Source organism: Variovorax frigidus, from assembly GCF_051216515.1.
Classification (GTDB): Bacteria; Pseudomonadota; Gammaproteobacteria; order Burkholderiales; family Burkholderiaceae_C; genus Variovorax.
This window is the reverse complement of sequence record NZ_JBPJZF010000004.1, coordinates 139,599-162,425: the sequence shown is the minus strand read 5'-3', so window position 1 is coordinate 162,425 and position 22,827 is coordinate 139,599. Positions and strand designations below refer to the sequence as shown.

22 protein-coding genes are annotated in these 22,827 nt (G+C 67.1%); 15 read left to right on the top strand and 7 right to left on the bottom strand.

Annotated elements, in window-relative coordinates; translation table 11 throughout:
- Positions 1-352: 352 nt before the first annotated feature.
- Together ACSFBC_RS13030 and ACSFBC_RS13025 are read right to left on the bottom strand one after the other, a co-directional pair.
- Entirely contained in the window at positions 353-925 is a 573-nt protein-coding gene (locus ACSFBC_RS13030; protein ID WP_435511171.1) for a peroxiredoxin family protein, read from the bottom strand.
- A gap of 72 nt (positions 926-997) precedes the next feature.
- Positions 998-1,543 (bottom strand): carboxymuconolactone decarboxylase family protein, encoded by a 546-nt coding sequence (locus tag ACSFBC_RS13025; RefSeq protein ID WP_435511170.1) that lies wholly within the window; start codon positions 1,541-1,543, stop codon positions 998-1,000.
- Between the two features lie 105 nt (positions 1,544-1,648).
- Here ACSFBC_RS13025 and ACSFBC_RS13020 point away from each other — a divergent pair, with 105 nt between their 5' ends.
- Positions 1,649-2,500 (top strand): AraC family transcriptional regulator, encoded by an 852-nt coding sequence (locus ACSFBC_RS13020; RefSeq protein WP_435510757.1) that lies wholly within the window; start codon positions 1,649-1,651, stop codon positions 2,498-2,500.
- A 17-nt stretch (positions 2,501-2,517) separates the two neighbouring features.
- Here ACSFBC_RS13020 and ACSFBC_RS13015 read toward each other — a convergent pair whose 3' ends face one another.
- Together ACSFBC_RS13015 and ACSFBC_RS13010 are read right to left on the bottom strand one after the other, a co-directional pair.
- Positions 2,518-4,095, bottom strand: a complete 1,578-nt coding sequence (locus ACSFBC_RS13015) for a phospholipase D family protein (RefSeq protein ID WP_435510756.1) — start codon at positions 4,093-4,095, stop codon at positions 2,518-2,520.
- 32 nt (positions 4,096-4,127) lie between these two features.
- Positions 4,128-4,526, bottom strand: a complete 399-nt coding sequence (locus ACSFBC_RS13010) for a hypothetical protein (protein ID WP_435510755.1) — start codon at positions 4,524-4,526, stop codon at positions 4,128-4,130.
- 390 nt (positions 4,527-4,916) lie between these two features.
- On the opposite strand from ACSFBC_RS13010, the gene ACSFBC_RS13005 reads away from it, so the two are divergent.
- The 9 genes from ACSFBC_RS13005 (at position 4,917) to ACSFBC_RS12965 (ending at position 11,837) form a co-directional block, all read left to right on the top strand.
- On the top strand, positions 4,917-6,383 hold the full coding sequence (locus ACSFBC_RS13005; protein ID WP_435510754.1) for a catalase: 1,467 nt from the start codon (positions 4,917-4,919) through the stop codon (positions 6,381-6,383).
- Between the two features lie 14 nt (positions 6,384-6,397).
- Positions 6,398-6,913 (top strand): DUF2306 domain-containing protein, encoded by a 516-nt coding sequence (locus tag ACSFBC_RS13000; RefSeq protein ID WP_435510753.1) that lies wholly within the window; start codon positions 6,398-6,400, stop codon positions 6,911-6,913.
- 49 nt (positions 6,914-6,962) lie between these two features.
- Positions 6,963-7,550, top strand: coding sequence for a protoglobin domain-containing protein (locus tag ACSFBC_RS12995; protein WP_435510752.1), 588 nt, complete (start codon positions 6,963-6,965; stop codon positions 7,548-7,550).
- A 23-nt stretch (positions 7,551-7,573) separates the two neighbouring features.
- A complete protein-coding gene (locus ACSFBC_RS12990) occupies positions 7,574-7,924 on the top strand; it encodes a cysteine hydrolase family protein (RefSeq protein WP_435510751.1) in 351 nt (116 codons plus the stop codon).
- Positions 7,925-7,935: 11 nt separating this feature from the next.
- On the top strand, positions 7,936-8,808 hold the full coding sequence (locus ACSFBC_RS12985) for an alpha/beta fold hydrolase (protein WP_435510750.1): 873 nt from the start codon (positions 7,936-7,938) through the stop codon (positions 8,806-8,808).
- 97 nt (positions 8,809-8,905) lie between these two features.
- The gene (locus ACSFBC_RS12980; protein WP_435511169.1) at positions 8,906-9,727 is read left to right on the top strand and encodes an alpha/beta fold hydrolase; all 822 of its coding nucleotides are present in this window, start codon (positions 8,906-8,908) and stop codon (positions 9,725-9,727) included.
- Between the two features lie 151 nt (positions 9,728-9,878).
- Entirely contained in the window at positions 9,879-10,262 is a 384-nt protein-coding gene (locus ACSFBC_RS12975) for a winged helix-turn-helix domain-containing protein (protein WP_435510749.1), read from the top strand.
- Positions 10,250-11,245: an ATP-binding protein gene (locus ACSFBC_RS12970; RefSeq protein WP_435510748.1), complete on the top strand. Its 996-nt coding sequence runs from the start codon at positions 10,250-10,252 to the stop codon at positions 11,243-11,245. The genes ACSFBC_RS12975 and ACSFBC_RS12970 overlap by 13 nt, the downstream gene beginning before the upstream one ends.
- Before the next feature lie 10 nt (positions 11,246-11,255).
- Positions 11,256-11,837, top strand: a complete 582-nt coding sequence (locus tag ACSFBC_RS12965; RefSeq protein WP_435510747.1) for a cupin domain-containing protein — start codon at positions 11,256-11,258, stop codon at positions 11,835-11,837.
- 11 nt (positions 11,838-11,848) lie between these two features.
- On the opposite strand, the gene ACSFBC_RS12960 is transcribed toward ACSFBC_RS12965, so the two are convergent.
- Positions 11,849-12,823: a Bug family tripartite tricarboxylate transporter substrate binding protein gene (locus ACSFBC_RS12960; protein WP_435510746.1), complete on the bottom strand. Its 975-nt coding sequence runs from the start codon at positions 12,821-12,823 to the stop codon at positions 11,849-11,851.
- Positions 12,824-12,849: 26 nt separating this feature from the next.
- The gene (locus ACSFBC_RS12955; RefSeq protein WP_435510745.1) at positions 12,850-13,500 is read right to left on the bottom strand and encodes a response regulator transcription factor; all 651 of its coding nucleotides are present in this window, start codon (positions 13,498-13,500) and stop codon (positions 12,850-12,852) included.
- Positions 13,501-13,811: 311 nt separating this feature from the next.
- On the opposite strand from ACSFBC_RS12955, the gene ACSFBC_RS12950 reads away from it, so the two are divergent.
- The gene (locus ACSFBC_RS12950; RefSeq protein WP_435510744.1) at positions 13,812-16,445 is read left to right on the top strand and encodes an ATP-binding protein; all 2,634 of its coding nucleotides are present in this window, start codon (positions 13,812-13,814) and stop codon (positions 16,443-16,445) included.
- A 198-nt stretch (positions 16,446-16,643) separates the two neighbouring features.
- Complete coding sequence (locus ACSFBC_RS12945) at positions 16,644-19,475, top strand: ATP-binding protein (RefSeq protein WP_435510743.1); 2,832 nt, start codon at positions 16,644-16,646, stop codon at positions 19,473-19,475.
- Between the two features lie 84 nt (positions 19,476-19,559).
- On the opposite strand, the gene ACSFBC_RS12940 is transcribed toward ACSFBC_RS12945, so the two are convergent.
- Entirely contained in the window at positions 19,560-20,840 is a 1,281-nt protein-coding gene (locus tag ACSFBC_RS12940) for an MFS transporter (RefSeq protein ID WP_435510742.1), read from the bottom strand.
- 210 nt (positions 20,841-21,050) lie between these two features.
- Here ACSFBC_RS12940 and ACSFBC_RS12935 point away from each other — a divergent pair, with 210 nt between their 5' ends.
- The 3 genes from ACSFBC_RS12935 (at position 21,051) to ACSFBC_RS12925 (ending at position 22,725) form a co-directional block, all read left to right on the top strand.
- Positions 21,051-21,242, top strand: coding sequence for a hypothetical protein (locus tag ACSFBC_RS12935; RefSeq protein WP_435510741.1), 192 nt, complete (start codon positions 21,051-21,053; stop codon positions 21,240-21,242).
- A gap of 227 nt (positions 21,243-21,469) precedes the next feature.
- The gene (locus ACSFBC_RS12930) at positions 21,470-22,216 is read left to right on the top strand and encodes a secretin and TonB N-terminal domain-containing protein (protein WP_435510740.1); all 747 of its coding nucleotides are present in this window, start codon (positions 21,470-21,472) and stop codon (positions 22,214-22,216) included.
- A gap of 2 nt (positions 22,217-22,218) precedes the next feature.
- Positions 22,219-22,725: an RNA polymerase sigma factor gene (locus ACSFBC_RS12925; RefSeq protein ID WP_435510739.1), complete on the top strand. Its 507-nt coding sequence runs from the start codon at positions 22,219-22,221 to the stop codon at positions 22,723-22,725.
- The last annotated feature ends 102 nt before the right edge of the window (positions 22,726-22,827 follow it).

The following is a 22,827-nucleotide window of genomic DNA, read 5'->3' as shown; positions in this document are numbered from 1 at the left end:
TTCCGCGCATGCGGGGCCGGTGCGGCCACGTGTATTCACGGTGAGCAGAAGGGGTCTGATGACCGGCGCGGGGGACCGCTGCCCACGGTGACACGGTGCCGGTCATTCCTCGGACCGTGCCAGCGGCCGCGACCGCACCCACTGTGCGACGTGCCGAACACCAGGCCGGTGGCAACCTCTGGCCAGATCCCCGGCACCCGCAGCGTGGGCGATACCAGCCTCAGCACGAGGGCATGGTCGACTGCCGGGTGCCGGCGCCGTCATCGGGGGATCTCGAAATATGCCTCGTTGATATCTCCGAGGTCTTGGATGCCCGTCGTTGGGGCATGGCAGAGCAATGCTCTTCAAGAGATCACGCTCCATCGACACGGCAAGCGTCTTCGCCGCACCGGTCGACCATTGACGAGATGCCATTGACATCGTCGCCCGATGGCCGCGTGATCTGCGTCGAGGGCGCCTCCTCGGCTGTCAGTTGGCCGATGGCGGCGCCGAGCGCCATGTCGTCGATCACGCCGAAGTGGCTCAGGCGGATGCGGCCTTGCTTGTCGATGAGCACGATGCTCGGCGTTCCCTGGAGCTGGTACGCGCGCATGGTCGCGGGAATGCTGCCCCGTTCAGGCGTGTCGATGCCGATCGGGAAGGTGTAGCGGTACTCGTGGACGAAGGCCTCCAGTGCAGCGGGCGTCATGACATCATGGTGCTCGAACACGGTGTGCAGGCCGATGACGGCGACATTCCTGGCGGCGAAAAGCTGGTGTGTCTTCTTCGCTTGCGGCAGGCCGTGCGTCACGCAGGCCGGGCACAACATCTGGAACGCATGTATCGCCACCACCCGGCCGCGCAGCGACTCGAGCGTGAGGGCGGTGTCTGTATGGAGCCATTGGGCGACCTGCAATGCAGGCGCTTCAGGGTAGATCTTCGACATGTTGGATGCTCCGACGTAGGTTGCGCCGGGGAGCGGTGCCTGCCGCACCCCGGAATTTTCACTGGACCCGCGTCAGGCAGCCGCACGCAGCTTGACGGACGGGAAATCGACCGGCACCTCGAACGCGACGTTCACATAGTTGGTGAAGAGGTTCAGGGCCACGTGCGCGAGGATCTCGACGATGTGCTGGTCGTCGAAGCCCACAGCGCGCAGCGCCTGCACGTCGGCCGCCCCAACCTGGCCGCGTTGGTCGACCACCTGGAGCGCAAAGCGCAATGCCGCCGCAGTTTGCGGATTGGAAGATTCGCCTGCCTGCGCCGCAGCCATGTCGGCGCCGGACACGCCGGCCTTGCGGCCCAGCGCGGTGTGCGCGGCCAGGCAGTAGTTGCATGCGTTGCGTTCAGCCACCGCCACGGCGATCTGTTCGCCCAGCTGCGCAGAAATGACGCCGCCGCCCAGCGCGCCGAATGCACCCCACATGCTCTTGAGCGCAGCCGGCGAATTGGCAACGGCGCGGAACATGTTGGGTGTGGCACCGAAGGCGCCGTGAATCTGGGACAGAAGCGCCTTTGTTTCACCGATGGCGGCGGCTTCGGTCACGAGGTTGATGCGAGACATGGCGTTCCTTTGAATGAAGTTGATGGAACGAGTGTCTTTGCTTTGTTCGTATGATGTGGTGCGTTTCATCCAAATTAAATGCCTTTTCGTCCATAGAAGGGCCGCATGCCACCCATCGACAGGCTTTCATCGCTCCTCGAGCGCTTCCACGTCCGCGCTCATCTTTTCCATGCCGGCCCCTTGTGCGGCACCACGCACTTCTCCGCGAAGAAGGGGCGTGGCTTTCTGCATGTGTTGCGCCGCGGCGAGATGGTTGTCACGCATTCGCCGCGCTCCGGCGTGCCGCGCAACATCGTGGTGAAGGAGCCGAGCCTGCTTTTTTATCCACGCCCGCTGGCGCACAACTTTCACAACGCCCCATCGGAAGGATCGGATTTCGTCTGCGCGACGCTCGATTTCGATGGCGGTGAGGCGCATCCCCTGGCGCGTGCGCTGCCGCCATTGATCCGGCTGCCGCTGCATGCGGTGGAAGGCCTCGAGCAATCGCTGGCACTGCTCTTTGCCGAGACCACGCGGGTGCTGTGCGGGCAGCGGCTGCTGGCGGACCGGATGTTCGAGGTGGTGCTGATCCAGCTGTTGCGCTGGCTGCTCGACCATCCGGAGGAAAGCGGGCTGCCGGCCGGCTTGTTGACCGGGCTCGGCGATCCGCAACTGGCGCGCGTGCTGGTCGCCATGCACGAACGGCCGGGCGAGCCGTGGACGCTGGAGCACATGGCGCAGCAGGCCGGCCTGTCGCGCAGCACCTTCGCCCAGCGCTTCAAGTCGCTGGTCGGCGCCACGCCCGCCGACTACCTCGCGAACTGGCGCCTGTCCATTGCGCAGGCCGAGCTCAGGAAGGGTGCATCGGTGAAGACGATTGCGCAGGCGCTCGGCTATGCCAATGCATCGGCGCTGTCGCGTCTCTTCACGCAGAAGGTGGGCGTGTCTCCGCGTGGATGGCTTGCTGCCCGGCAGTGAGGGGTGAGGACCTGCGCTCAGAGCAACTCTTCGTCCAGAAACAGCGAGATCGCCCAGTCCCGGATCGCGCGCGCCCAGCTCGTGCCAGGCTCGGTGCGGTGGACCGTCTCGCTGCCTTGCGCATCCCGCTCGACCCATTCCATCTGGCCGTCCGTTCCAAGTCGAACGACGTAGCCGCTGCGAAAGTCGTCGCCGCGCACGATTCTTGAAAAGTTGCGAGCGAGTTCGGGGCTGTCGATGATCAAACCGAGTTCCGTATTGAAGCTTGCGGAGCGGCCGTCGAGGTTCATCGAGCCGATGTACACGTGCCGTTCGTCCACGATGGCCAGCTTGGCGTGCAGCCTGCCGTTCGATGCACCGAAGTCGCCGAGCCCGCCGGAGCGCTTGGCCAGCGCCGGACTGATCTCGTACAGCGTGGTGCCGAGAGCCAGCATGTCCCTGCGATGGCGTGCATAGGCCGCGTAGACCAGCGGCTCGTCCGTGGCCGCGAGCGAGTTGGTGACGACCAGGGTCTTTGCGCCATTGGCCGCGGTTTCGCGCATCACGCCCAGGCCGACGTCGCCCGGGATGAAATAAGGCGAGCTGATGAGCACGCTGCTGCGGGCCGTGCGCAGCAGGTCCAGCGTGCGCCGGCTCACGCTGTCCCCGAAGCGGCTCTCGAAGTCCGAGCGCATGATCTTTTCGGGCGGGTCGACCAGCACTTTTGCGGGTGCCCAGAAGAGACGGAGTCGGCCCTGCCGCCACTGTTCGCCGACGGCGTTCTGCCCCAGGCGGTCGAGCGGCTGCACCGCGCGTGGCGGAGCATCGGGCAACACGCTGGTGGTCAGCAGTGCATCGACCGTCAACGCGCCGGCCACCGCCAGCTGTCCTACGGGATACACCTGCTCGCTGTTCCAGTACTGGTCGAAAGCGGCCGATTGGTCGCGCACGATGTCGCCGGTGGCGAGCACGTCGATGTCGATGAAGTTGGCGTCTGCCGCACGCATGAAATATTCATTGGCAATGTTGCGTCCGCCCGACACCGACAGGCTGCTGTCGGCAACCAGCAGCTTGTTGTGCATGCGACGGTTGACGCGCCGGATCTCGTGTAGCGAGCGCAGCACGCGCGACACGAGCGTGCCGCCGCGCGCCGGCAGCGGATTGAACATCCGCACTTCGAAACCCGGCAAGGCCGCCAATGCCGAGAACATCGCGTCCTTGTTACCCACATGCAGGTCGTCCACGATCAGCCGCACACGCACACCTCGCCGAGCGGCTTCGCGCAAAGCGAACAAAAACTCGAGCCCGGTGGCATCGCCGTCGAGCACGTAGTACTGGACGTCGATGGCGCGTTGTGCCTGTGCGATCAGCAGCAGCCGTGCCTCGAATGCATGGCCCGGGTCGGACAGAAGCCTGAACCCCGAGCGACCCGTCGCATTGGCCGGGCGGCTTGCTTCGACCATCCGCGCCAACGGGCTGCCGGCCACGTCGGTGATCGCCCATGTCGACGCAGACCGCTCGACCGGCGGCAGCGATGCGCAGCCCGACAGGCACGCGATCGCCAATGCAAAGGCCGTGCCTGTGCAGCGGAAGATCCGACGTGCGATCGAGGCCATCGCGCGGCAAGACAAACGGCCTGCCCGCTCGGTCAGTAACTCGACTCGCCCTTGGCCTTGATTTCGCCGGCCTTGTTGGCGCGCGCGGCTTCCGTGCGGCGCACCTGGCGGGCCACCGCGCGCTCGGCGCGCGGTACTTTCGCAGTGGCGGCGGGCAGAGGATCGCCTTCGCCCTGCTGCTGGCCGTGCGAGGCGAGTGAACCCTTCTCCTTGCGGGCCTGCCGCGCGGCGGCGCGCTCCCCCGGCAATGCTTTTGGCCGCGCATCGGGGACCGGATTGCCCTCGCCGATCTGAGGACTCCGTGCCGCGGCCGTGCCGGCGGCCTTGCGTTCAGCCCGCGCCTGCGCCTTGTCCGTGGCCGCCGGTTGGGCATGCGCCGGGTTGCCCAACGTCCAGATGGCGATGGCCAGGGCGAGGATGGAAATCTTCATGACAGGACCTCTTTCTGCGGAGTGAATGCGTCAGCGATCCTCCGCCTTCGTCCGAGCGAGACCTACCCGCCTTGGGGTCAGTCCGACTACCTCGAAAGAAAGAGACACACCCTTCAGCGGTCGACGCGATGCTGCACCTGTGGCTGCACGCGACCACAGGCCACAGGTCGCGCTCCTCGAACTGTCAGCTCGACATGCACACAGACCAGAGCGCCTCTCACCCAGGAGGGAGGTCATCTCTCCCTTCCGCACAGTGCGACGTGTGGCCTCGGAGGGATACCGCGCGTGCCGGAACGGCGCACACTCATTCGAACCTTTCACGCAGCGTCCCACGCCGGCCCCTCGTGTTCGCCATGGCTGGTTCGACTTTCTTCCCACGAGGCCCCTCGCATGAACGACGGAAAAAATTTGCTGACCACCGCCTTCGGAGCACCGGTGCCCGACAACCAGAACATCGCCACCGCGGGTCCGCGCGGCCCCGCGCTGCTGCAGGACGTCTGGTTCCTGGAGAAGATGGCGCACTTCGACCGCGAGGTGATTCCGGAGCGGCGCATGCACGCCAAGGGCGCGGGCGCATATGGCACGTTCACCGTCACGCACGACATCACGCGCTACACGAAGGCGAAGATCTTCTCGGAGGTCGGCAAGACGACCGACATGTTCGTTCGCTTCTCCACCGTGGCGGGCGAGCGCGGCGCGGCGGATGCGGAACGCGACATCCGCGGCTTCGCGCTCAAGTTCTACACCGAGGAAGGCAACTGGGACCTGGTCGGCAACAACACGCCGGTCTTCTTCCTGCGCGACCCCCTCAAGTTTCCGGACCTGAACCATGCCGTGAAGCGCGACCCGTGCACGGGCCTGCGCAGCGCCGAGAACAACTGGGATTTCTGGAGTTCGCTGCCGGAGGCGCTGCACCAGGTGACCATCGTGATGAGCGACCGCGGCACCCCTCGCAACCATCGCCACATGCACGGCTTCGGCAGCCACGCCTTCAGCTTCGTGAATGCCGCGGACGAACGCTGCTGGGTGAAGTTCACCTGGAAGACGCAGCAGGGCATCCAGAACCTCAGCGATGCGGAGGCTGCCGCGCTGGTCGGGCAGGACCGCGAAAGCGCGCACCGCGACCTGATCGAGAACATTGGAAGCGGGAACTTCCCGCGCTGGACCTTCTGCGTGCAGGTCATGTCCGAAACCGATGCGCAGCGCTCACCGTTCAATCCCTTCGACCTCACGAAGGTCTGGCCGCACGCCGACTACCCGCTGATGGAGGTCGGGGTCTTCGAGCTCAACCGCAACGTCGACAACTTTTTTTCCGAAGTCGAGCAGGCTGCCTTCAATCCGGCCAACGTGGTGCCGGGCATCGGCTTCTCGCCGGACAAGATGCTGCAGGGACGGCTCTTTTCTTACGGCGACGCGCAACGCTACCGGCTCGGCGTGAATCACTTCCAGATTCCGGTCAATGCGCCGCGTTGCCCGGTGCACAGCTACCACCGGGACGGGCAGATGCGTGTCGACGGCAACGCCGGCGGCGCCACACCGTATGAGCCCAACAGCCGCGGCGAATGGCGCGAGCAGCCGGCTTTCAGGACGCCTTCGCTGGACATCTCCGGCGCCGCGGATCACTGGAACCACCGCGCCGATGACGACGATTGCCACAGCCAGCCGGCCGCGCTCTTTCGCCTGATGGACGCGGCGCAGCGCCAGGCCCTGTTCGACAACACGGCGCGCGCGATGCGCGGCACGTCTGCGTCCACGCAGGCGAGGCACCTCGCCAACTGCACGAAAGCCGATCCGGCCTACGGCGCTGGCGTGGCCGATGCGTTGGCGGCCTTGGCACCCACGAACTCTCCACTCTGAAAAAGGAACATCCCATGTTCGGACTGACCACCCTCGGCACGATTCACACGGCCATCAGCCTCGTTGCGCTGGTGAGCGGCGTTTGGGCGTTGTTGCGCTTCTACGAGATTCCCGCGTCTCACCCGCTGGGCCGGACCTACATCTGGGCAACGGTGCTGACCTGCGTGACGGGGTTTGGCATCTTCCAGCGTGGTGGCTTCGGCCAGCCGCATGCGCTGGGCATCCTCACGCTGATCGTGCTGGCCGTTGCCGCATGGGCGGGACGTGGCCGCTTCGGCGGCGCCTCGCGCTATATCGAGGTCGTCGCCTACTCGAGCACATTGTTCTTCCACATGGTGCCGGGGCTCACGGAGACCTTCACGCGCGTGCCCGTGGGCGCACCCTTCTTCAGCGGACCGGAAGACCCGGCGCTGTTCAAGACGGTCGGCGTCTTCTTCCTGGTACTCGTTGCGATCTGCGTGCTGCAAGTCCGCCGGCTTCGTGCCGATCCGCGTCCCTGGAGCGCAACGCGCATGGGCGGCGCGGGCTGAAGTGCCCGCAGCCCGCGTCTTTTCAAAACACCCACGGAGAACCAACGACATGAATGCAATCCCAGGCTATACCTTCGGCAGTTCGGAGGTCGCGCGTTCGCCCCTGTCGGACGAAGACTTCGAGAACCTCAAGCGCACCGTGTTGCTCGACGACAGCGATCTGGCGGCGTTGCGCATGGCGCACGACGTGCTTGAAGACCAGGTCGAAGCCGTGCTCGACGTCTGGTACGGCTTTGTCGGCAACAGCCCGCACCTCGTGCGCTACTTCAGCGGCAAGGACGGGCAGCCCAGTGCGCAGTACCTGTCGGCCGTCAGGCAACGCTTCGGGCAGTGGATCCGCGACACCACAGCGGCCCGCTACGACCGCCAGTGGCTCGACTATCAGTACGAGATCGGCCTGCGCCACACGCGGGCCAAGAAGAACAAGACCGACGAGGTAGCCTCCACGTCCGACGTGATTCACCTGCGCTACCTGATCGCCTTCATCTATCCGCTCACCGCCACGATGAAGCCCTTTCTGGCCCAGCGCGGGCATTCGGCGGAGGACGTCGCCCGCATGCACGAGGCGTGGTTCAAGGCGGTCACGCTGACGGCCGTGCTGTGGAGCCAGCCGTACCTGCCGGCCGCGGATTTCTGAGCGGCGCTGAACGCCTTGTCGTCATGGCGCCATCCTTCTACACCGCCAGCGATACCGCGCTGCTCCTCATCGATCCGTACAACGACTTGCTCAGCGACACCGGCAAGCTGCAGGGCAGGGCGAAGGACGTGATGACGCAGCTTTCGACGATTGCGCACATGCGCGAGGTAGTCGTCGGCTGCCGCTCGGCCGGCATCGCGGTGGAGACCACCGGCAAGTTCGGCGTTGAGCTCGGTTACCACGTGACGCTCGTGCGCGATGCCACGGCCGCGTTTTCGACCGAGGCCATGAACGTAGCGCACGAGATCAACGGTCCGACCTGCGCCCATGCGATCGTCGATACCGCCGAGCTGCTCGCGATGCTGTCGCCCTGACGGAGAAATCCATGAACAAGACTGTCGTCCCCGGCGCCATCGACGCGCCCAATCTTTTCATCGAGACGCACGGGCGCAACCTGGCGTACCGATCGATCGGTGACGGAAAGCCCATCGTCCTGTGCACACGGTTTCGCGGCAACATGGACGTGTGGGATCCGCTGTTTCTCGATTCGCTGGCGGCGAGCGGATTCAGAGTCATTACCTTCGACTACAGCGGGCTGGGCCTGTCCGGCGGCAAACCCGACTACAACCCCGTGTCGCTCGCCCGGGACGCCAACGACCTGATCGAGGCATTGAAGCTCGACGATGTCGTCATCGGCGGTTGGTCGCTGGGCGGGCTGGCGGCGCAGGTGGTGCTGGCGATGTTCAACACACGCCTGAGCCACGGCGTGCTGCTCGGCACCTCGCCGCCGGGCCCGATCGTGAAGCCGGCCGAGCAGCTGTTCTTCGACACCGCTGTCGTCCCGGAGAACGACCTCGACGACGAGTTCATTCTGTTCTTCGAACCGAAGTCCGAGGCCAGCCGCCAGGCCGCGCGCGCCTCGCATGAACGCATCGCGCGTCGCACGCAAGGGCGCAGCGTGCCGGTGCCGCCGCAGTGGGCGGCCGACTACCTCGGTTCGAAGCCGAAGATGCCTCCGTTTCCAGCCGATGCCGTGCTGGCTGCGCTCAAGTCCACGCGCATCCCGATCCTGCACATCGGTGGCGACCACGACATCGTCTTTCCCGTCGAGAACTGGTATGCGCTGAACGGCCAGTTGCCGACGCTGCAACTCCTGACCTATCCGGCCGCGGGACATGGCCCGCAGCATGAGCATCCAGAGGCGGTGGCCGCGCACATCGCAACGTTCGTGAAGACGGTGCCGCGATCCCGGGCATGAGCAGGCCCATCTCTTAAGGGCGATGCCGCGCAGCTCGAAGCGCAGGCGCATTGCCGTCATTGACCTCGTTCGTTTCTCATCATCAGAAAGGCTACACATGAACTTCGTGACCGCAAAGGACGGCGCCCAGATCTTCTACAAGGACTGGGGCAAGGGCCAGCCGCTCGTGTTCTCGCACGGGTGGCCGTTGAGCGCCGACGACTGGGATGCGCAGATGCTTTTCTTTCTGCACCAGGGCTACCGCGTGATCGCCCACGACAGGCGTGGCCATGGGCGCTCGTCGCAGACCGCGACCGGCAACGAGATGAACACCTACGCCGACGACCTGGCCACGCTGACCGAAGCACTCGGCTTGCAGGACGCCATCCACATCGGACACTCCACCGGCGGCGGCGAGGTGGCGCGCTATCTCGGTCGACACGGGACGCGGCGCGTGGCCAAGGCCGTGCTGATCGGTGCGGTGCCTCCGCTGATGTTGAAGACGGATGCGAATCCAGGCGGCCTGCCGCTGGAAGTCTTCGATGGCATCCGCGCCGGCGTCGCGGGCAATCGTGCGGAGTTCTACCGCGACATCACCTTGCCCTTCTACGGCTACAACCGACCGGGAGCCAAGGTGTCGGAAGGCATTCGCCAGCACTGGTGGCTGCAGGGAATGAGGGGCGGGATCAAGGCCCAGTACGACTGCATCAAGGCCTTCTCCGAAACCGACTTCACCGAAGACCTCCAGAAGATCGACATCCCCACGCTGGTCATGCATGGCGACGACGATCAGATCGTTCCGATCGGAGCCTCCGGCCTCGTGTCGTCCAAGTTGGTGCAGGGGGCGGAGCTCATCGTGTATCCGGGGTTGCCGCACGGCTTGTGCGCGACGCATCCCGACGTCGTCAACGCCGACCTGCTTGCGTTCATCAGGCGCTGAGCCGACCGCACCTTCACGCACGCGCCACGGGGGCGGGCCGAGGTCTCGTCACGCGAGACAGCGGTTTCCGCCTGTCGCAGTTCAGGAAACAAGTTGAGTATTTGACACTTGAGTAATAAAATTCACGATCACTGTCAGCCAACTTGTCACCATGACCGAGAAGGTCCGGTTCGCATTCGGCCGCTTCCTGCTGCTGCCTGCGCAGCGCCTGCTGCTGCATGACGGAGAAGCCGTCGCCGTGGGCAGCCGCGCTTTCGACCTGCTGACGGTGCTCGCGGAGCATGCCGGCACGGTGGTCAGCAAGGAAACGTTGCTTGCGCGCGTGTGGTCGCATGTGATCGTCGACGAAGGCAGCCTGCGTGTGCACATGACGGCGCTGCGCAAGGCGTTGCGCGAGGAAGAGACCGGCGAGCGGCACATCGCCAACGTGCCGCGTCGAGGTTACAGCCTCGTGACTCTCGTCACCACGTCCCATCTACACCCGCCCCAGCCTTCGGATTCACCGAAGACTTCCCGCCGCCGATGCTCGCGTTGAATGCACCGTTGGCGCCGGCTCCGCTGATCGGCCGCGAGGATGCCATTCACAACGTCGCCGACGGGCTGATGCGGCGCGGCTTTCTGACGGTGACCGGCCCGGGCGGGATCGGCAAGACCTCCGTCGCGGTGGCCGCCGCCACGCGGCTCAAGGCGCAAGAACGCATGCACGCCTGCTTTGTCGATCTGGGCGCACTGGGCGCGGGAGAGGCGGTGGATGCCGCGATCGCTGCGGCGATGGGCATGCCCGTGTCGCAGATCGACGCATATGCCGGACCCAGGACGGTGCTGATACTGGACAACTGCGAGCACGTGATCGATGCCGCTGCCGCCTTCGCGGAACGGACCGCTGTCCATGCGCCTTCGATCCTGATACTCGCCACCAGCCGCGAGCCGCTGCGCGCGCAGCGTGAATGGGTGCAGCGTCTCCAGCCCCTCGCGTCGCCGCCGCTCATGGCCTCGCTTTACTACGGCGATGCGCTTCGCTATGCGGCCTTCGAGCTCTTCGTCGAGCGTGCTGGCGCAACCCAGCTGCACTACCGCGACGGCGATGTGGCGCTGATCGCGCAGCTGTGCCATCGCCTGGATGGCAATCCGCTGGCGATCGAACTCGCCGCATCGCAGGCCGGCTTCTTCGGGCTGGCCGGCTTGCTGGCGCAAATCGCGTCCGCAGGAGACATTCCCGTCGCCGGCTGGCGCACCGCCCAGCCTCGCCACCATTCCATGACCGAGTCGCTGCGCTGGAGCTTCCAGCTGCTGACGCCCTGCGAGCGGCACCTGTTCAAGCGGCTCTCGGTATTGAGCGAGCCATTCCTTCTGGACGCGGCCGTCGAGGTGGCATCGGAGGTCGGGAGCGCCGTGGCGACCGAAACGCTGATGGGCCTGGTTCGGAAATCCCTTGTCTGGGCGGACCCGTGCGGCCCGGCGATGCACTACCGCATGGACGAGACCACGCGCGCCTTCGCGGCCGTCCAGTCGGCATGACACCTTCCAGATGAGCGCCCACCTCAGACTGCTGCGGATCCAGAACGACCTGACCCTCGACCAGCTCGCACGGGCTGCCGGGCTGACGCGCAGCTATCTTTCGAAGGTAGAGCGGGGGCTTTGCTCACCATCGATCGCGAGCGCGCTGCATCTGGCCAAAGCCCTGAACGTCACGGTGGAAGAGCTGTTCCAGGTCGAAAGCGCGAAGGTGCTGTCGATCCTGCGCGCCCCGCAGACGGAGTCCGCCTCCGCTCGGCCGATCTCCGGCCAGATCGCCAACGGCCGGATCAGCGCCTTCGTCCTGCGTCCTTCACAGGATCGGCTTCGCAATCCTTCGAGCCGACACAGCGGCGAAGAGATGGTCTATGTGTTGAGCGGGCAGGTCGAACTGCAGCTGTCGGACAAGATGGAATTCCTGAACGTCGGCGATTGCGCGCATTTCGATGCGGCCATTCCGCACAAGATCACCTCGATCGGCGAGACCGAGGCGCAGATTCTCGTGGTGGTCGGGCCCGCGCCAGAGGTGGCGAAGACGCGGCACCGCCGCATGTCGAAGCCGATGTCCGGCGGGCGTGGGCCGGGCGGTGCCTGAGGTGCACCCCCTCAATCCACGCTCACCCGCGCCGCGCGGATGACCCGCTCGTAGAGCGGCCGGTCGCGAACGAGCCGGTCGCGAAAGGCGTGCGCCCCACCGGGCAAGAGATCCATGCCGCGCTCGGTGAGCAGAACCTGCAGCGACGGCCGCGCCAGGGCCCGCTCGCTGGCCGCCTCCAGCAGATCCCGCCTCGGGCTCGTCACGGCGGCCGGTGCGACAAGGCCGAACCAGGGGACGGGCACGTCAAAAGTGGGAAAGCCCTGTTCAGCCGCCGTCTCGACATAGGGCAGCACGGCGCACCGCCGCGCGCTGGGCGCACACAGGGCCTGCATCTGCCCGGCCTCGACGAAGGGGCGCACGACGGCGGCTGCTTCGACCAGCAGGTCAACGGATCCGGACAGCAGCGCGGCCGCGGCCTCCGCGCCGCTGCGAAATGGGACATGGGCGACATCCACGCCCATCTCGAGCTTGAACAGTTCCATGCCCAGGTGCGGTGTCGTGCCGGCCCCGGCCGATGCGTAGCTGAACCGGCCGGGATTCGCACGCGCATGCTGAACCCACTTCGACAGGCCCAGCGGTCCGCTTCGGGGCTGCGCGACCAGCACGACGGGACTTTCGGCGAACAGCGACACGGGAACGAAAGCGCGCTCTGCGTGGGAGGGCCATCGCGCATGGATGAGTGGATTCACGATCAGCGTCGACGGCGTGGCCAGCATCAGCGTGTAGCCGTCCGCAGGTGACTGAGCGACCCATTGCGCACCGATCGCCCCGCTGGCGCCGGTGCGGTTCTCGACGACGACCTGCTCCCCGAGTTCCGCCGCCAGGTGCGGTGCGGTCAGGCGCGCGACCATGTCGGCGATGCCACCCGCGCCGAAGGTCGCGACCACCCGCACCGGCCGCTGCTGTGCCATGGCCAGCGGCGAACAGGCGAGGCCGGCGCCCAGGAACGCCCGGCGGCCAAGGCAGGAATCGGCAAGTGTCATGGGAGCCTCCGGTCGGGAGGGCGATCCTAGTGGCGCAAGCTGACCGCGACAAGGCCCGTTTCGTTCGATTGCGGGGAGCCGACGAGGCCGCGCGCCACCGCCACGCTTACGGCCTGGGTGCGGCTGGAGGCATCGAGCTTGGCCATGATGCCCTTCATGTGCGCCTTCACCGTGCCGACGGCGATGTCGAGCTGGCGCGCGATCGTCTTGTTGCAGCAGCCGCCGACCAGCAGTTCCAGTACCTCGGATTCGCGCGAGGTGAGGGTCTCGTGCGCCATGCTGTCAGCGACCCGTTGTGCCGCCGCGGTGCACATGTAGCGTCGACCCTGAACCAGTGCGAGCACGCCCTCGAAGAGTTCCTCCATCCGGCAGCCGTTCATCAGGTACGCGTGCACGCCGCATTCCAGCGCATGCCGCACCTCCTGCTCGCGTCCTTGCTGCGCCAGCACCATCACGCGCGGGCGCTGGCGCATCGCCGCGCGGTTGTCGGCAGCGAGGCGCAGGCCGTGGTCGTAGTTGCTGATCGCCACGTCCGCGCCGGCCGGTGCTGTTTCCATGCTGCCCACATGCACGTGGATGCGGTCCTTGCGTCCGAGGGCAGCCGCCAAGCCCATCGCCAGCAGCGGGTCCGGATGATCGACGATCACATGGATTTCGTTCGTGTCGACTGCGTTCATGAGGCTCTCCAGGAAGCGTGAGGGGGCTCGATGCAAGATGGCATGGTCGCCAGGCCTGGCCGGAACATCCAGTTAATGCTTGTCCAAAGTTGTTCAGCGCGCCGCGCGCACAACAAGAATTAGCGGAACTTAACTTGAGTGCCCCAGGTGCGCTGGCAAGATCGGCGCCGGCCGTCTTCCCCCACGAGTTCATGTCCACCCACTCTCTGTCCTGGGGACTTCTTCACCTGGCACCCGCCCAAGGCAAGGCCTTCTATGCCGGCCAGGAGCTTCCGCTGGGCAGGGTCGACGTGAACTTGCTCGTGCGCCTCATGGAAAGCCTGGGCGAGTTCGTGCCCGATGCGTTGTGCGAGGCCGCAGCCGGCGAGCCGCTTGCGCCTCTGACGGGCCGCCTCAACCAGGTGCTGCGCACCGCGTGCAGCGGCGCCTACTGCCTGATGCACATGCCGGGCCACGGGGTCGGGCTGGCGCTGCCCGGCCTCACGCCGAGGCCAGCCAATCCGGCGCCCGGGTTCGGCGCCCGCAATTTCCCGCGGCTGCGAAACCGGGTGGTAGGCCGCGAAGATGTCACGGGCTACCTGGTCGCCAACGTTCCGCGCGCGCGTCTGGTCACGCTGGTGGGGGCCGGCGGAATCGGCAAGACCACGTCGGCGGTCGACGCCGGCAATCGCTTGCAGGGAGGCTACGGCGACGGCGCCTGCTTCGTGGATTTGTCGTACCTGGCCAGCGGTGAACGCGTTCCGTCGGCGGTCTCGGCGGCATTGCAGATGCCCGAGCCCGGCAACATGGGCGTGCCGGAGCTCGTCGCCTTTCTGCGCGACCGACAAATGCTGCTCGTGCTCGACAACTGCGAGCATGTGGTGGCGGCCGTGGCGTCGCTGTGCGAGGGCGTGTTCAAGTCGGCGCCTCGCTGCCATGTCATCGTCACCAGCCGCGAGCCGCTGCGGTGCCGCGGTGAAGCCGTGCTGCGCATGAAGAGCCTGCCAGCACCTGCGAAAAACGCCGCAAGGTCGGCCAGCCAGGCATTGGGCTACGCGGCCGTGGAGCTGTTCACCGAACGGCTTGCCGACCGCCGCCCCGGCTACGCGTTGCACGACGACGATGCCGAACGCGTCGCCGCGATCTGCCGCCAGGTCGACGGCCTGCCGCTGGCGCTTGAACTGGTCGCGGCGCTGACGGACCGCTACGGGCTGGAGCCGATGTCCCGGCGACTGGCCGAGTCGCCGCTGAGCCTGCGCAATGAGCGGCAACCGCTGGCGCCGCGCCACCAGAGCCTGGAGACGCTGTTCGCCTGGAGCCATGAGCTGCTGTCGCCGCTGGAGCGGAGAACCTTCGAGGAACTGTCGATCTTCCGCTCCAGCTTCTCGTTGGCCTCGGCCGCGGCGGTCGCCAGCGCCGGCCAGGCGGGGCTGGCCGCCATTTCCGACGCGGTGGTGGCGCTGGCGCAGAAGTCGTTGGTGGTGCTGGAGCCGAGCGAGGACGGCCCGCTGTGCCGTTACCTCGAGACCACGCGCGCCTTCGCCTTCCAGAAGCTCAAGGACAGCTGTGCCGCGGCCACGGTGGCAGGCGGGCATGCGCACCATCTGTGCGCGCTGTTCCATGTGGCCGGAAAAAAAAGTCTGACGATCGAACGCGCCGCGTGGCTGCGGCTGTATGGCCCGCTCATCAACGACGTGCGTGCGGCACTCGACTGGGCCTTCGCGCCCGGCGGCGAGCCGCTGGTCGGCGTCGAGCTCACCGTGGCCAGTGCGACGCTGGCGCCCCAGCTGTCGCTGTGGGACGAATACTGGGCCCACCACGAACGGGCTGCTGGCTACATCGATTCCACGGGGGCGCACCCCGCACCGCAGGTCGAATTGCCGCTGCGCAACGCCTTTGCATTGTTCATCGGCCAGAACCGCGGGCCGGTGGCGGAGATGATGCGCAACTACGATGCCAGCGTCGAACTGGCGCGGCAGCTCGACGAGCCGGCGTTCACCGCACTGGCGCTGGATGGCGCCTGGATGGGGGCCTTTCTGAGCGGCGACTATCCGGGCGCGCTGGCGCTGGTGCATCGCTGCCGCGCCGGCACCGGCGAGGGCTTCGAGCAGCCGGGGCAGATCCGCACGGCGCGCATGCTCTCGCAGACCCTGCATGCGATGGCGCAGCACGATGCGGCGCGCGAGGTCGCCGAGCAGCTCCTGGTCGGCACGGCCGGGGTGCGGCGCGTCTCGGAATCGGCGATCGACCCGCAGGTCTCCGGTCGGGCGGTGCTGGCGCGGCTGCATTGGCTTCAGGGCCGTCCCGACGAGGCGGCCGAGGTGATCGGAGAGGCGCTTCGGCGCGCTGAGGATGACACCAGCGTGTCGCTGGCGCACGCGATCAGCTGGGGTGCGCTGCCAGTGGCCTTGTGGCGAGGCGACATCGACCTCGCGCAGCGACTGCTGCGCAGGCTGGCCGAGCATTGCACTGCCTTTCACCTGCCTTACTGGGGAAGTTGGGCGCTCACCTACCAAAGCGCGATCGCAGGCGCGCTCGAACCTGGCGCTACGGCCAGCGGCAATGAGACCGATTTCAAGCGGCTGGACATGCTCGTGACCGTCGCCCCCTTCGCCGTGACACCGCAAGCCGTGGCGCGTGCGGAGGCCGGCCAGGCGCCGTGGTGCGGCGCCGAGGTGCTCCGGGCCGATGGCGATCAACTCTTGCGTGCCGGCTGCGCTACCCAGGCAGAGGCCCGGTTCGAACAGGCCCTGGCATTGGCCCACGCGCAGCAGGCGCCGGCATGGGCGTTGCGCGCGTTGACCAGTCTCGTGCAGCTCGGCGGGCCGTATGTCGCGGCGCGGCGCGATCGGCTTGCCGCCGCCCACGGCCGCTTCCACGAAGGCCTGGACACGCGGGACCTTCGCGCCGCACGCGAGGTCCTCGGCGCGCCCTTGCCCGAAGCGGCACCGGCCTTCAGCGCTTAACAACGCTTAACTTGCGCCCACCGCGCCGCAGCCGTCATGCTCGAACCATGTCGGCCGCGTACCCCGTGGCCACCCGAGCGCGAGTCCCGTTCCCATGTGCCCGACAACCGTCCTCCACGAACAGGTTCGCCGCGGTTGCGCGGCCACTCCCGCCGGGTTCGGCGCGAGCCTGTTCGTCCGGGCCACGAAGGAGCGCGCATGAACGACCGCGGGCCGTCGACGGATGCCATGTATGCATTCGGGCCCTTCCTGCTCCTGCCGACGCAGCGCGCGCTGCTGCACGGCAACGAGCCGGTGCGCATGGGCAGCCGTGCCTTCGACCTGCTCGCGGTGCTAGTGGAGCGTGCCGGCCAGATCGTCGGAAAGGACGAGCTGCTGGCGCGTGTGTGGCCGAGTTCGGTGATCGACGAAGGCGGCCTGCGCGTGCATGTCGCGGCGCTGCGCAAGATCCTGGGCGAGACGCCCTCGGGTCCGCGCTACATCAGCAACGTCCCGACGCGCGGCTACTGCTTCGTGGCACCGGTGGTGTGCGCGGCCGGTGCCCCGCCGGCCGCCGGGCGCGCCGAGGCGGGCCGGCAACTGCCGGCGATGATGACGCGGCTGGTCGGCCGCGACGCCTCGATCCTGGCGCTGGTTCGCGCCATGCCGCAGCGCCGTTTCGCCACCCTGGTCGGGCCCGGCGGCCTGGGCAAGACCACCGTCGCGCTGGCTGCCGCTGCCGAACTCGAAGCGCACTACGCCGACGGCGCGCACTTCATCGACTTCTCGTACCTGACCGACCCCGCCCAGGTACCGGCCGCCGTGGCCATGGTCCTGGGCGTGGCGCACGGCTCGGGCAATGCGCTGGCCGCGCTGCACCGCTGGCTGGCGACACGCTCGGTGCTGCTCGTGCTCGACAACTGCGAGCACGTCATCGAGGCTGTCGCCACCTTCGCCGAAGCGGTGCTCAGCCATTGCAGCAGTCACTTGCTGAGCACCAGCCGCGAACCCCTGCGCGCGCGCAGCGAGTGGCTGGTGCGTCTGCCGCCGTTGGCCTCGCCGCCGCCCGGCGCGCCCTTGCCCTGGGCGGAAGCGATGCGCTTCCCCGCCTTCGAGCTCTTCGTCGAACGCGCATCGGCCTGCGCCGAAGGCGTGATGCTCGGCGACGACGACGTCGAGAAGATCGCGCACCTCTGCCGTCGCCTCGATGGCATTCCGCTGGCCATCGAGCTGGTGTCGGCGCAGATCGGCTTCTACGGTCTCAACGGCTTGGCGACGATGCTCGACGGCCGCATGTCGCTCACCGCGCTCGGCCACCGCACGGTGCAGCCGCGCCACCAGACGCTGCGCGGCACTCTGGACTGGAGCTATGACCTGCTGCCGCCCATCGAGCAGCGGGTGCTGGCCCGGTTGTCGGTGTTTCGCGAGCGCTTCACCCTGTCGGCGGCCATGGCCGTGGCGGGCGAACGGCCCAGCGACGCTGCTCATGCGCTGGTGAACCTGGTCAACAAGTCGCTGGTGGCAACCGATGCGGCTGAAGGGTGCGAGGGCAGCGTTGCCTATCGCCTGCTGGAGACGACGCGCGGTTACGCGTTCGAGAAGCTGGCCGTCGGCAACGACGCCGACGAGGTGGCGCAGCGCCACGCCGCGCATTGCCTGTGCCTGCTGCAGAGCGCGACCATCGAACGCGCCGACGTCGACCCGGCGCGATGGCGCGAACGCCAGTTGCGGAGGCTCGACGACATCCGCACGGCACTGCGTTGGACCCTGCACGACAAAGGCGATCGCGAAGTGGGCGTTCGGCTTGTCGCCAACGCGGCCGTCTTTTTCTCGGGGCTGCGCCGGATGAAGGAATACCTGGAGTGGCTGGAGCGTGCGCGCCAGGTCGTCCCTTGCGCCCTGGAAGACAGCGAGCTGCACATGCAGCTGTGTCTCGAGTTCGGGCAGGCCTGCGTGGCAGTGCGCGGAGGCGGCTTGGAAGGCCTCGACGCGCTTCGACGCGGCGTGGCCATTGCCCGCAGCCTGGGCGACGGCAGCAGCGAGCTGGCGGCGCTCCGGTTTGAATGCAGCAGCCGCGTGCTGCATGGCGACTATGCCGGCGCGCATGCCGCCGCAACGTGCTATGCCGATGTGGCCACCCAGGCGCAGGATGCGCGCGCCATCCTGTCCTCGCATCGCATCCTGGGGTTTTGCCTGCATCTGCAGGGTCAGCATTCGCATGCGCTCGAGCGGGTGCGGCGGGCGCTGCACTCGAGCGGACTGTCGCTGCGCCCTTCGCCTGGCAACGTATCGCATCCGGACGAACGCACCGCGGCGCTCACGCACCTGGCGCGCATCTTGTGGGTCAGCGGTGAAACCGAGCGGGCGCAGATGGCGGCGCGCGACGCGATGGACAGCGTCTTGGCCTTGGACAACGGCATGTCGCTGCTGTATGCGCTGACCTTCGCCGTCTGTCCGGTGTTGATCTGGTGCGGCAACCTCGAGGCTGCCGCGCGCCAGGTCGAGCAACTTGAGAGATGCGCCCAAACCCACGTGCTCGAGTGGTGGCAGACCTGGCCGAAGCTCTACCGCAAGGCCCTGGATCACCTGAGCGACGGCCTGCCGGATGCGCCCCTCGGCGCGAGCAAGGCTTGCGGAACGCTGCGCGGTGCGCAGGCGGACATGCTGGCCACCTTCCATCCTGCGATGGTGGCGGACGATGCCGGCGAGCGGGCCTTGTCCGACCGCAACCTCTGGTGCGCGCCCGAGATCCTGCGCAACCTCGCAGAGCGCGCCCATTCGGAAGGACGCACCGAGCGTGCGATCGAGCTGGTACACCGCGGCCTGGCCATGTCGCGTCTGCAAGGCGCCTACGCATGGCAGCTGCGCTGTGCCATCACATGGGTTCGCCTGGAAGACAGCGCCGCGGCGCGCGAGGCCCTGAACGCGATGCTGGCGCGAACGGTCCAGCGCGGTCCGAGCGCCGACACCGAGTTGGCGCAGCGTCTGCTCCGCAGCGCAGGTGCGCCGAGCGCCATGCGGCTGCGGACCACGACGCTCGACATCAGCTGATCGCCAACGTCGGTCCATGCGACCCATCGAACCGTGCCATCCGATATGCGGTCGAGCCTTGCGCCGCTCACCCGCGCGCTTCGTTCAGTTCACCGACCGGCCGGCATAGCCGCGCGGACAGAAGCACAGCACGAGCAGGCTGAGCACCAGCGTGCCCACGATCACCGAGGTCATGGCGACCACGCCGACGCCATGAAGCAGCGGCAGCAGCACAAAGGGCGCGGCGGCGGCGCCGATGCGATTGAAGGCCCATGCGATCGAGCTGTAGCGCGCTCGGTGCTGCGTGGGAAAGACTTCCGAACCGTACATGGTCATCGTCGGCACGAAGAGCGCCGCGGAGAGCGTGAACATCACGCTGGTGGCCATCAGCCAGGCCGGCGTGGTGCTCAGCGCGAACCCCAGGCCGCTGAGGGCCATCGCGACCGCGCACACGGCGAGGGCGCCGCGCCGCTGCATGCGGTCAACGAAGGCCGCGGAGAGTCCGCTGCCGATCATCAGGCCGAAGGTCGAGACCCCGACGAACAGCAGCGTGTCGTGGATCCGGAATCCCTTGTTGACCAGCACCGCCCCGATCATCAACGGAAAGGCAACGGTCGACCACGGGCTGAGGAAGTAGAGGAACGAGACGATCGGCAACGCGCCGCGCCGTGCGCCTTCGGCCCGTGCTTCGGTCGCCGCCTGAGGCACCGGCGGCGAGGACAAGACCGTCCTCGAACGCTCGAAGCGCGCGCAGGTCGATGCCGCCTGTTCGTAGCGCCCCTTCACCTGCAGCCAGCGTGGAGACTCGGGCAAAAGCCTGAAGAGCAGGGCGACGAGTGCGGCACCGACCGCGCCCGCGATGAAGGCCCAGCGCCAGGCTTCCAGGCCCAGCGGGGCCACCGGTGTCAGCGCACGCACGAAGAAGACGCCCATCGGGGGGCCGATCGCGCCAGCCGCGACCGTGAGGAAGGTCAGCAGGCCGCGGCGCGCAGGCGGCAACAGGTCGGTGAGGTAGGCGAACATCAACGGCGGATACGCACCCAGCGCGAACCCGCTCATGGCGCGGGCCACCGACAGCGTGCCTGCATTCGGGCTCGCAGCGGCCAGAGCGGATGTCGCCGCCAGCCAGGTCAGCGCGCCGATCAGCAGCACGCGCCGGCCGTGGCGATCGGCCCAGTGGCCCAAAAGGGGCGCACCGAAGATGGCGCCGATATACACCGACGACAGCAGCAGCGCGAGCGCCTGGCGCGGCGCGTTGTAGGGCGCCGCCGAAAACACGGCAGACAGCACATTGCCCAGCGCCATCTCCATGAGATCGAAGGAAAACCCGAGCGCACACAGCGCCACCGCGGCGAGGTGCAGGCGCGTCACGGGCAGGCGATCCATGCGCTGCGCAATGTCCGGGGGATGGCTGTCCGGTGCCAGGCCACCACAAAGCGAATCCGATTGAGAACGCATTGTTCAGTCTTTCGCGGCCCACGGGGCGCGCATGCAACGGGCGCAGTGTGTGCGTGCGCGCGGCGTGCGGCAATGGGCTCCGAGGTCTTCTTATCGACTCTTAACATGTCTTAACTTGCCCGCCCGGTGGCGCAGGCCATGCCCGCCGCCTGCAACGCCGATGCCGTCGGCGTGACCGGCTGGCTCGCGACGCGTACCGAATTGCGGGTGCTCGACAACTGCGAGCAGGTACTGCCCGCCGTCGCGGCGCTGGTCGAAGCGCTTGCAAAGACCGCGGGTGTGAATGTGCATGCAACCAGCGGAGGGGCGCGCGGCGGTGGGGTGTCCTGAGCGCTGTGGCTGCGCCTCGGGGAGCGGTGACCGGCTGGCGCAGGGGTGGATTCTGCGGGGAAACCGTGCATCTGTAATGAGGCAGTCACGCGTCGCTGACACCATGACAGGTTCCCAAATGGTGCCTATCTTTTGCCGCATCGATCATTTTCCCTGCCATTGCGTCTGCGGTGCGACCGCAGGCTTGGCGTCGCTCGTGACATTGCGGGGTGCAAGGATTGGCCTGGATGCGCATTCACCCACGCAGCCTGAACCATTTCATGCGAGCCCTTTCGGTATGCGGCCTCGTATCGTCGTGCTGGGCGACTGACGGCACCAGTTCGCCGCTGTCGAGCAGTGCGACGTCGCCGTCGCCTGCAACTTCTTCTGCCACGGCCAGCGCTCCTCTCTTCGATTTCGACCTCCCGGCGCAGCCCTTGATCGAGGCGCTCCAGCGCTACGGCACCTTGACGCGACAGCCTGCCTTGTTCCGCAGCGAGATCGTCAATGGCCGAACCTCCGCCGCCGTCTCCGGTCGGTATTCGACCGAAGCCGCCTTGCGCCTGCTGCTGGCCGGCACCGGTCTGGTGGCCGAGAAGTTCGACCACGGTGCGGGCGGCGCCTTCATCCTGAAAGCGTCCACCGATGCGCCGACTGATGCCTCGCGTGTCGCCAACCTGGGCCGCTTGAGCGGCTATCCCGGACGGGTCCAAACCCGTGTCTGGCGGGCGTTGTGCGACAACCCACGCACGGTGCCTGGGGAATATCGCTCCTTGCTGCGTTTCCAGGTGGATGCGGCGGGGCAGATCCAGCGCCCGCGCCTGATCGGTTCCACCGGCGATGCGGGGCGTGACGCCGCTGTGCTGGATGTGCTGCGGCATGTGCGCATGGACAGCACACCGCCGTCCGACCTGGAGCAGCCCGTGACCATGCTCCTGCTACCTTACGATGTGCACTTCGATATGCGCTGTGATCAGGTCGGCGGGCTGTCCTGACCATGTCCGAAGACACACCTGTCGTCCTGACGGACTATCTCACCAAGCACTACGAAAGCCTGAAATCACGCGTGGCGCGGATGTTGGGCAATCGCGACCTGGCCGGCGATGCGCTGCAGGACACCTGGCTGAGCGTCAACAGCAAAAAGCCAGACGAAGGACTGATCTACAGTCCTTCCGGTTATCTGCTGCGCATGGCTGTCAACATCGCACTGGACATCCAGCGGCGCCAGGGCAAGTCCCTGCCGATCGATGAGATCAGCGAACTGATGGAGATGGCCGATGCAGCCCCCGGACCGGAGCAGGTGGCCGAGGCCCGCTCCAGCATGGAAAGCTTGCTCAGGAGCATCGACCGCCTGCCCAAGCGGCAGCGTCAGGTCGTCTTGCTGGTGCATTGGGAAAGCCTCGAACAGAAGGACGTGGCCAGGCGCCTCGGGGTGTCACTGCGCACGGTGGAGTCGGACTTGAAGAAGGCCCACGACTATCTCATCGCCCGGAGGAGCAAATGAAAAGAATAATCCGCGGGTGGCCAAGGGTGTCATTCGTCTTGGCAGGCGACTCACCTCTCCGCCCGCGTTGCAAACTGGCCGATATGCTGGCAACCCCCGCCT

Bases quoted from the DNA above. Each gene is read 5' to 3' on its own strand.
- ACSFBC_RS13030 (WP_435511171.1), bottom strand. From the start codon at position 925: ATGTCGAAGATCTACCCTGAAGCGCCTGCATTGCAGGTCGCCCAATGG.
- ACSFBC_RS13025 (WP_435511170.1), bottom strand. From the start codon at position 1,543: ATGTCTCGCATCAACCTCGTGACCGAAGCCGCCGCCATCGGTGAAACA.
- ACSFBC_RS13020 (WP_435510757.1), top strand. From the start codon at position 1,649: ATGCCACCCATCGACAGGCTTTCATCGCTCCTCGAGCGCTTCCACGTC.
- ACSFBC_RS13015 (WP_435510756.1), bottom strand. From the start codon at position 4,095: ATGGCCTCGATCGCACGTCGGATCTTCCGCTGCACAGGCACGGCCTTT.
- ACSFBC_RS13010 (WP_435510755.1), bottom strand. From the start codon at position 4,526: ATGAAGATTTCCATCCTCGCCCTGGCCATCGCCATCTGGACGTTGGGC.
- ACSFBC_RS13005 (WP_435510754.1), top strand. From the start codon at position 4,917: ATGAACGACGGAAAAAATTTGCTGACCACCGCCTTCGGAGCACCGGTG.
- ACSFBC_RS13000 (WP_435510753.1), top strand. From the start codon at position 6,398: ATGTTCGGACTGACCACCCTCGGCACGATTCACACGGCCATCAGCCTC.
- ACSFBC_RS12995 (WP_435510752.1), top strand. From the start codon at position 6,963: ATGAATGCAATCCCAGGCTATACCTTCGGCAGTTCGGAGGTCGCGCGT.
- ACSFBC_RS12990 (WP_435510751.1), top strand. From the start codon at position 7,574: ATGGCGCCATCCTTCTACACCGCCAGCGATACCGCGCTGCTCCTCATC.
- ACSFBC_RS12985 (WP_435510750.1), top strand. From the start codon at position 7,936: ATGAACAAGACTGTCGTCCCCGGCGCCATCGACGCGCCCAATCTTTTC.
- ACSFBC_RS12980 (WP_435511169.1), top strand. From the start codon at position 8,906: ATGAACTTCGTGACCGCAAAGGACGGCGCCCAGATCTTCTACAAGGAC.
- ACSFBC_RS12975 (WP_435510749.1), top strand. From the start codon at position 9,879: ATGACCGAGAAGGTCCGGTTCGCATTCGGCCGCTTCCTGCTGCTGCCT.
- ACSFBC_RS12970 (WP_435510748.1), top strand. From the start codon at position 10,250: ATGCTCGCGTTGAATGCACCGTTGGCGCCGGCTCCGCTGATCGGCCGC.
- ACSFBC_RS12965 (WP_435510747.1), top strand. From the start codon at position 11,256: ATGAGCGCCCACCTCAGACTGCTGCGGATCCAGAACGACCTGACCCTC.
- ACSFBC_RS12960 (WP_435510746.1), bottom strand. From the start codon at position 12,823: ATGACACTTGCCGATTCCTGCCTTGGCCGCCGGGCGTTCCTGGGCGCC.
- ACSFBC_RS12955 (WP_435510745.1), bottom strand. From the start codon at position 13,500: ATGAACGCAGTCGACACGAACGAAATCCATGTGATCGTCGATCATCCG.
- ACSFBC_RS12950 (WP_435510744.1), top strand. From the start codon at position 13,812: ATGGAAAGCCTGGGCGAGTTCGTGCCCGATGCGTTGTGCGAGGCCGCA.
- ACSFBC_RS12945 (WP_435510743.1), top strand. From the start codon at position 16,644: ATGAACGACCGCGGGCCGTCGACGGATGCCATGTATGCATTCGGGCCC.
- ACSFBC_RS12940 (WP_435510742.1), bottom strand. From the start codon at position 20,840: ATGGATCGCCTGCCCGTGACGCGCCTGCACCTCGCCGCGGTGGCGCTG.
- ACSFBC_RS12935 (WP_435510741.1), top strand. From the start codon at position 21,051: ATGCCCGCCGCCTGCAACGCCGATGCCGTCGGCGTGACCGGCTGGCTC.
- ACSFBC_RS12930 (WP_435510740.1), top strand. From the start codon at position 21,470: ATGCGCATTCACCCACGCAGCCTGAACCATTTCATGCGAGCCCTTTCG.
- ACSFBC_RS12925 (WP_435510739.1), top strand. From the start codon at position 22,219: ATGTCCGAAGACACACCTGTCGTCCTGACGGACTATCTCACCAAGCAC.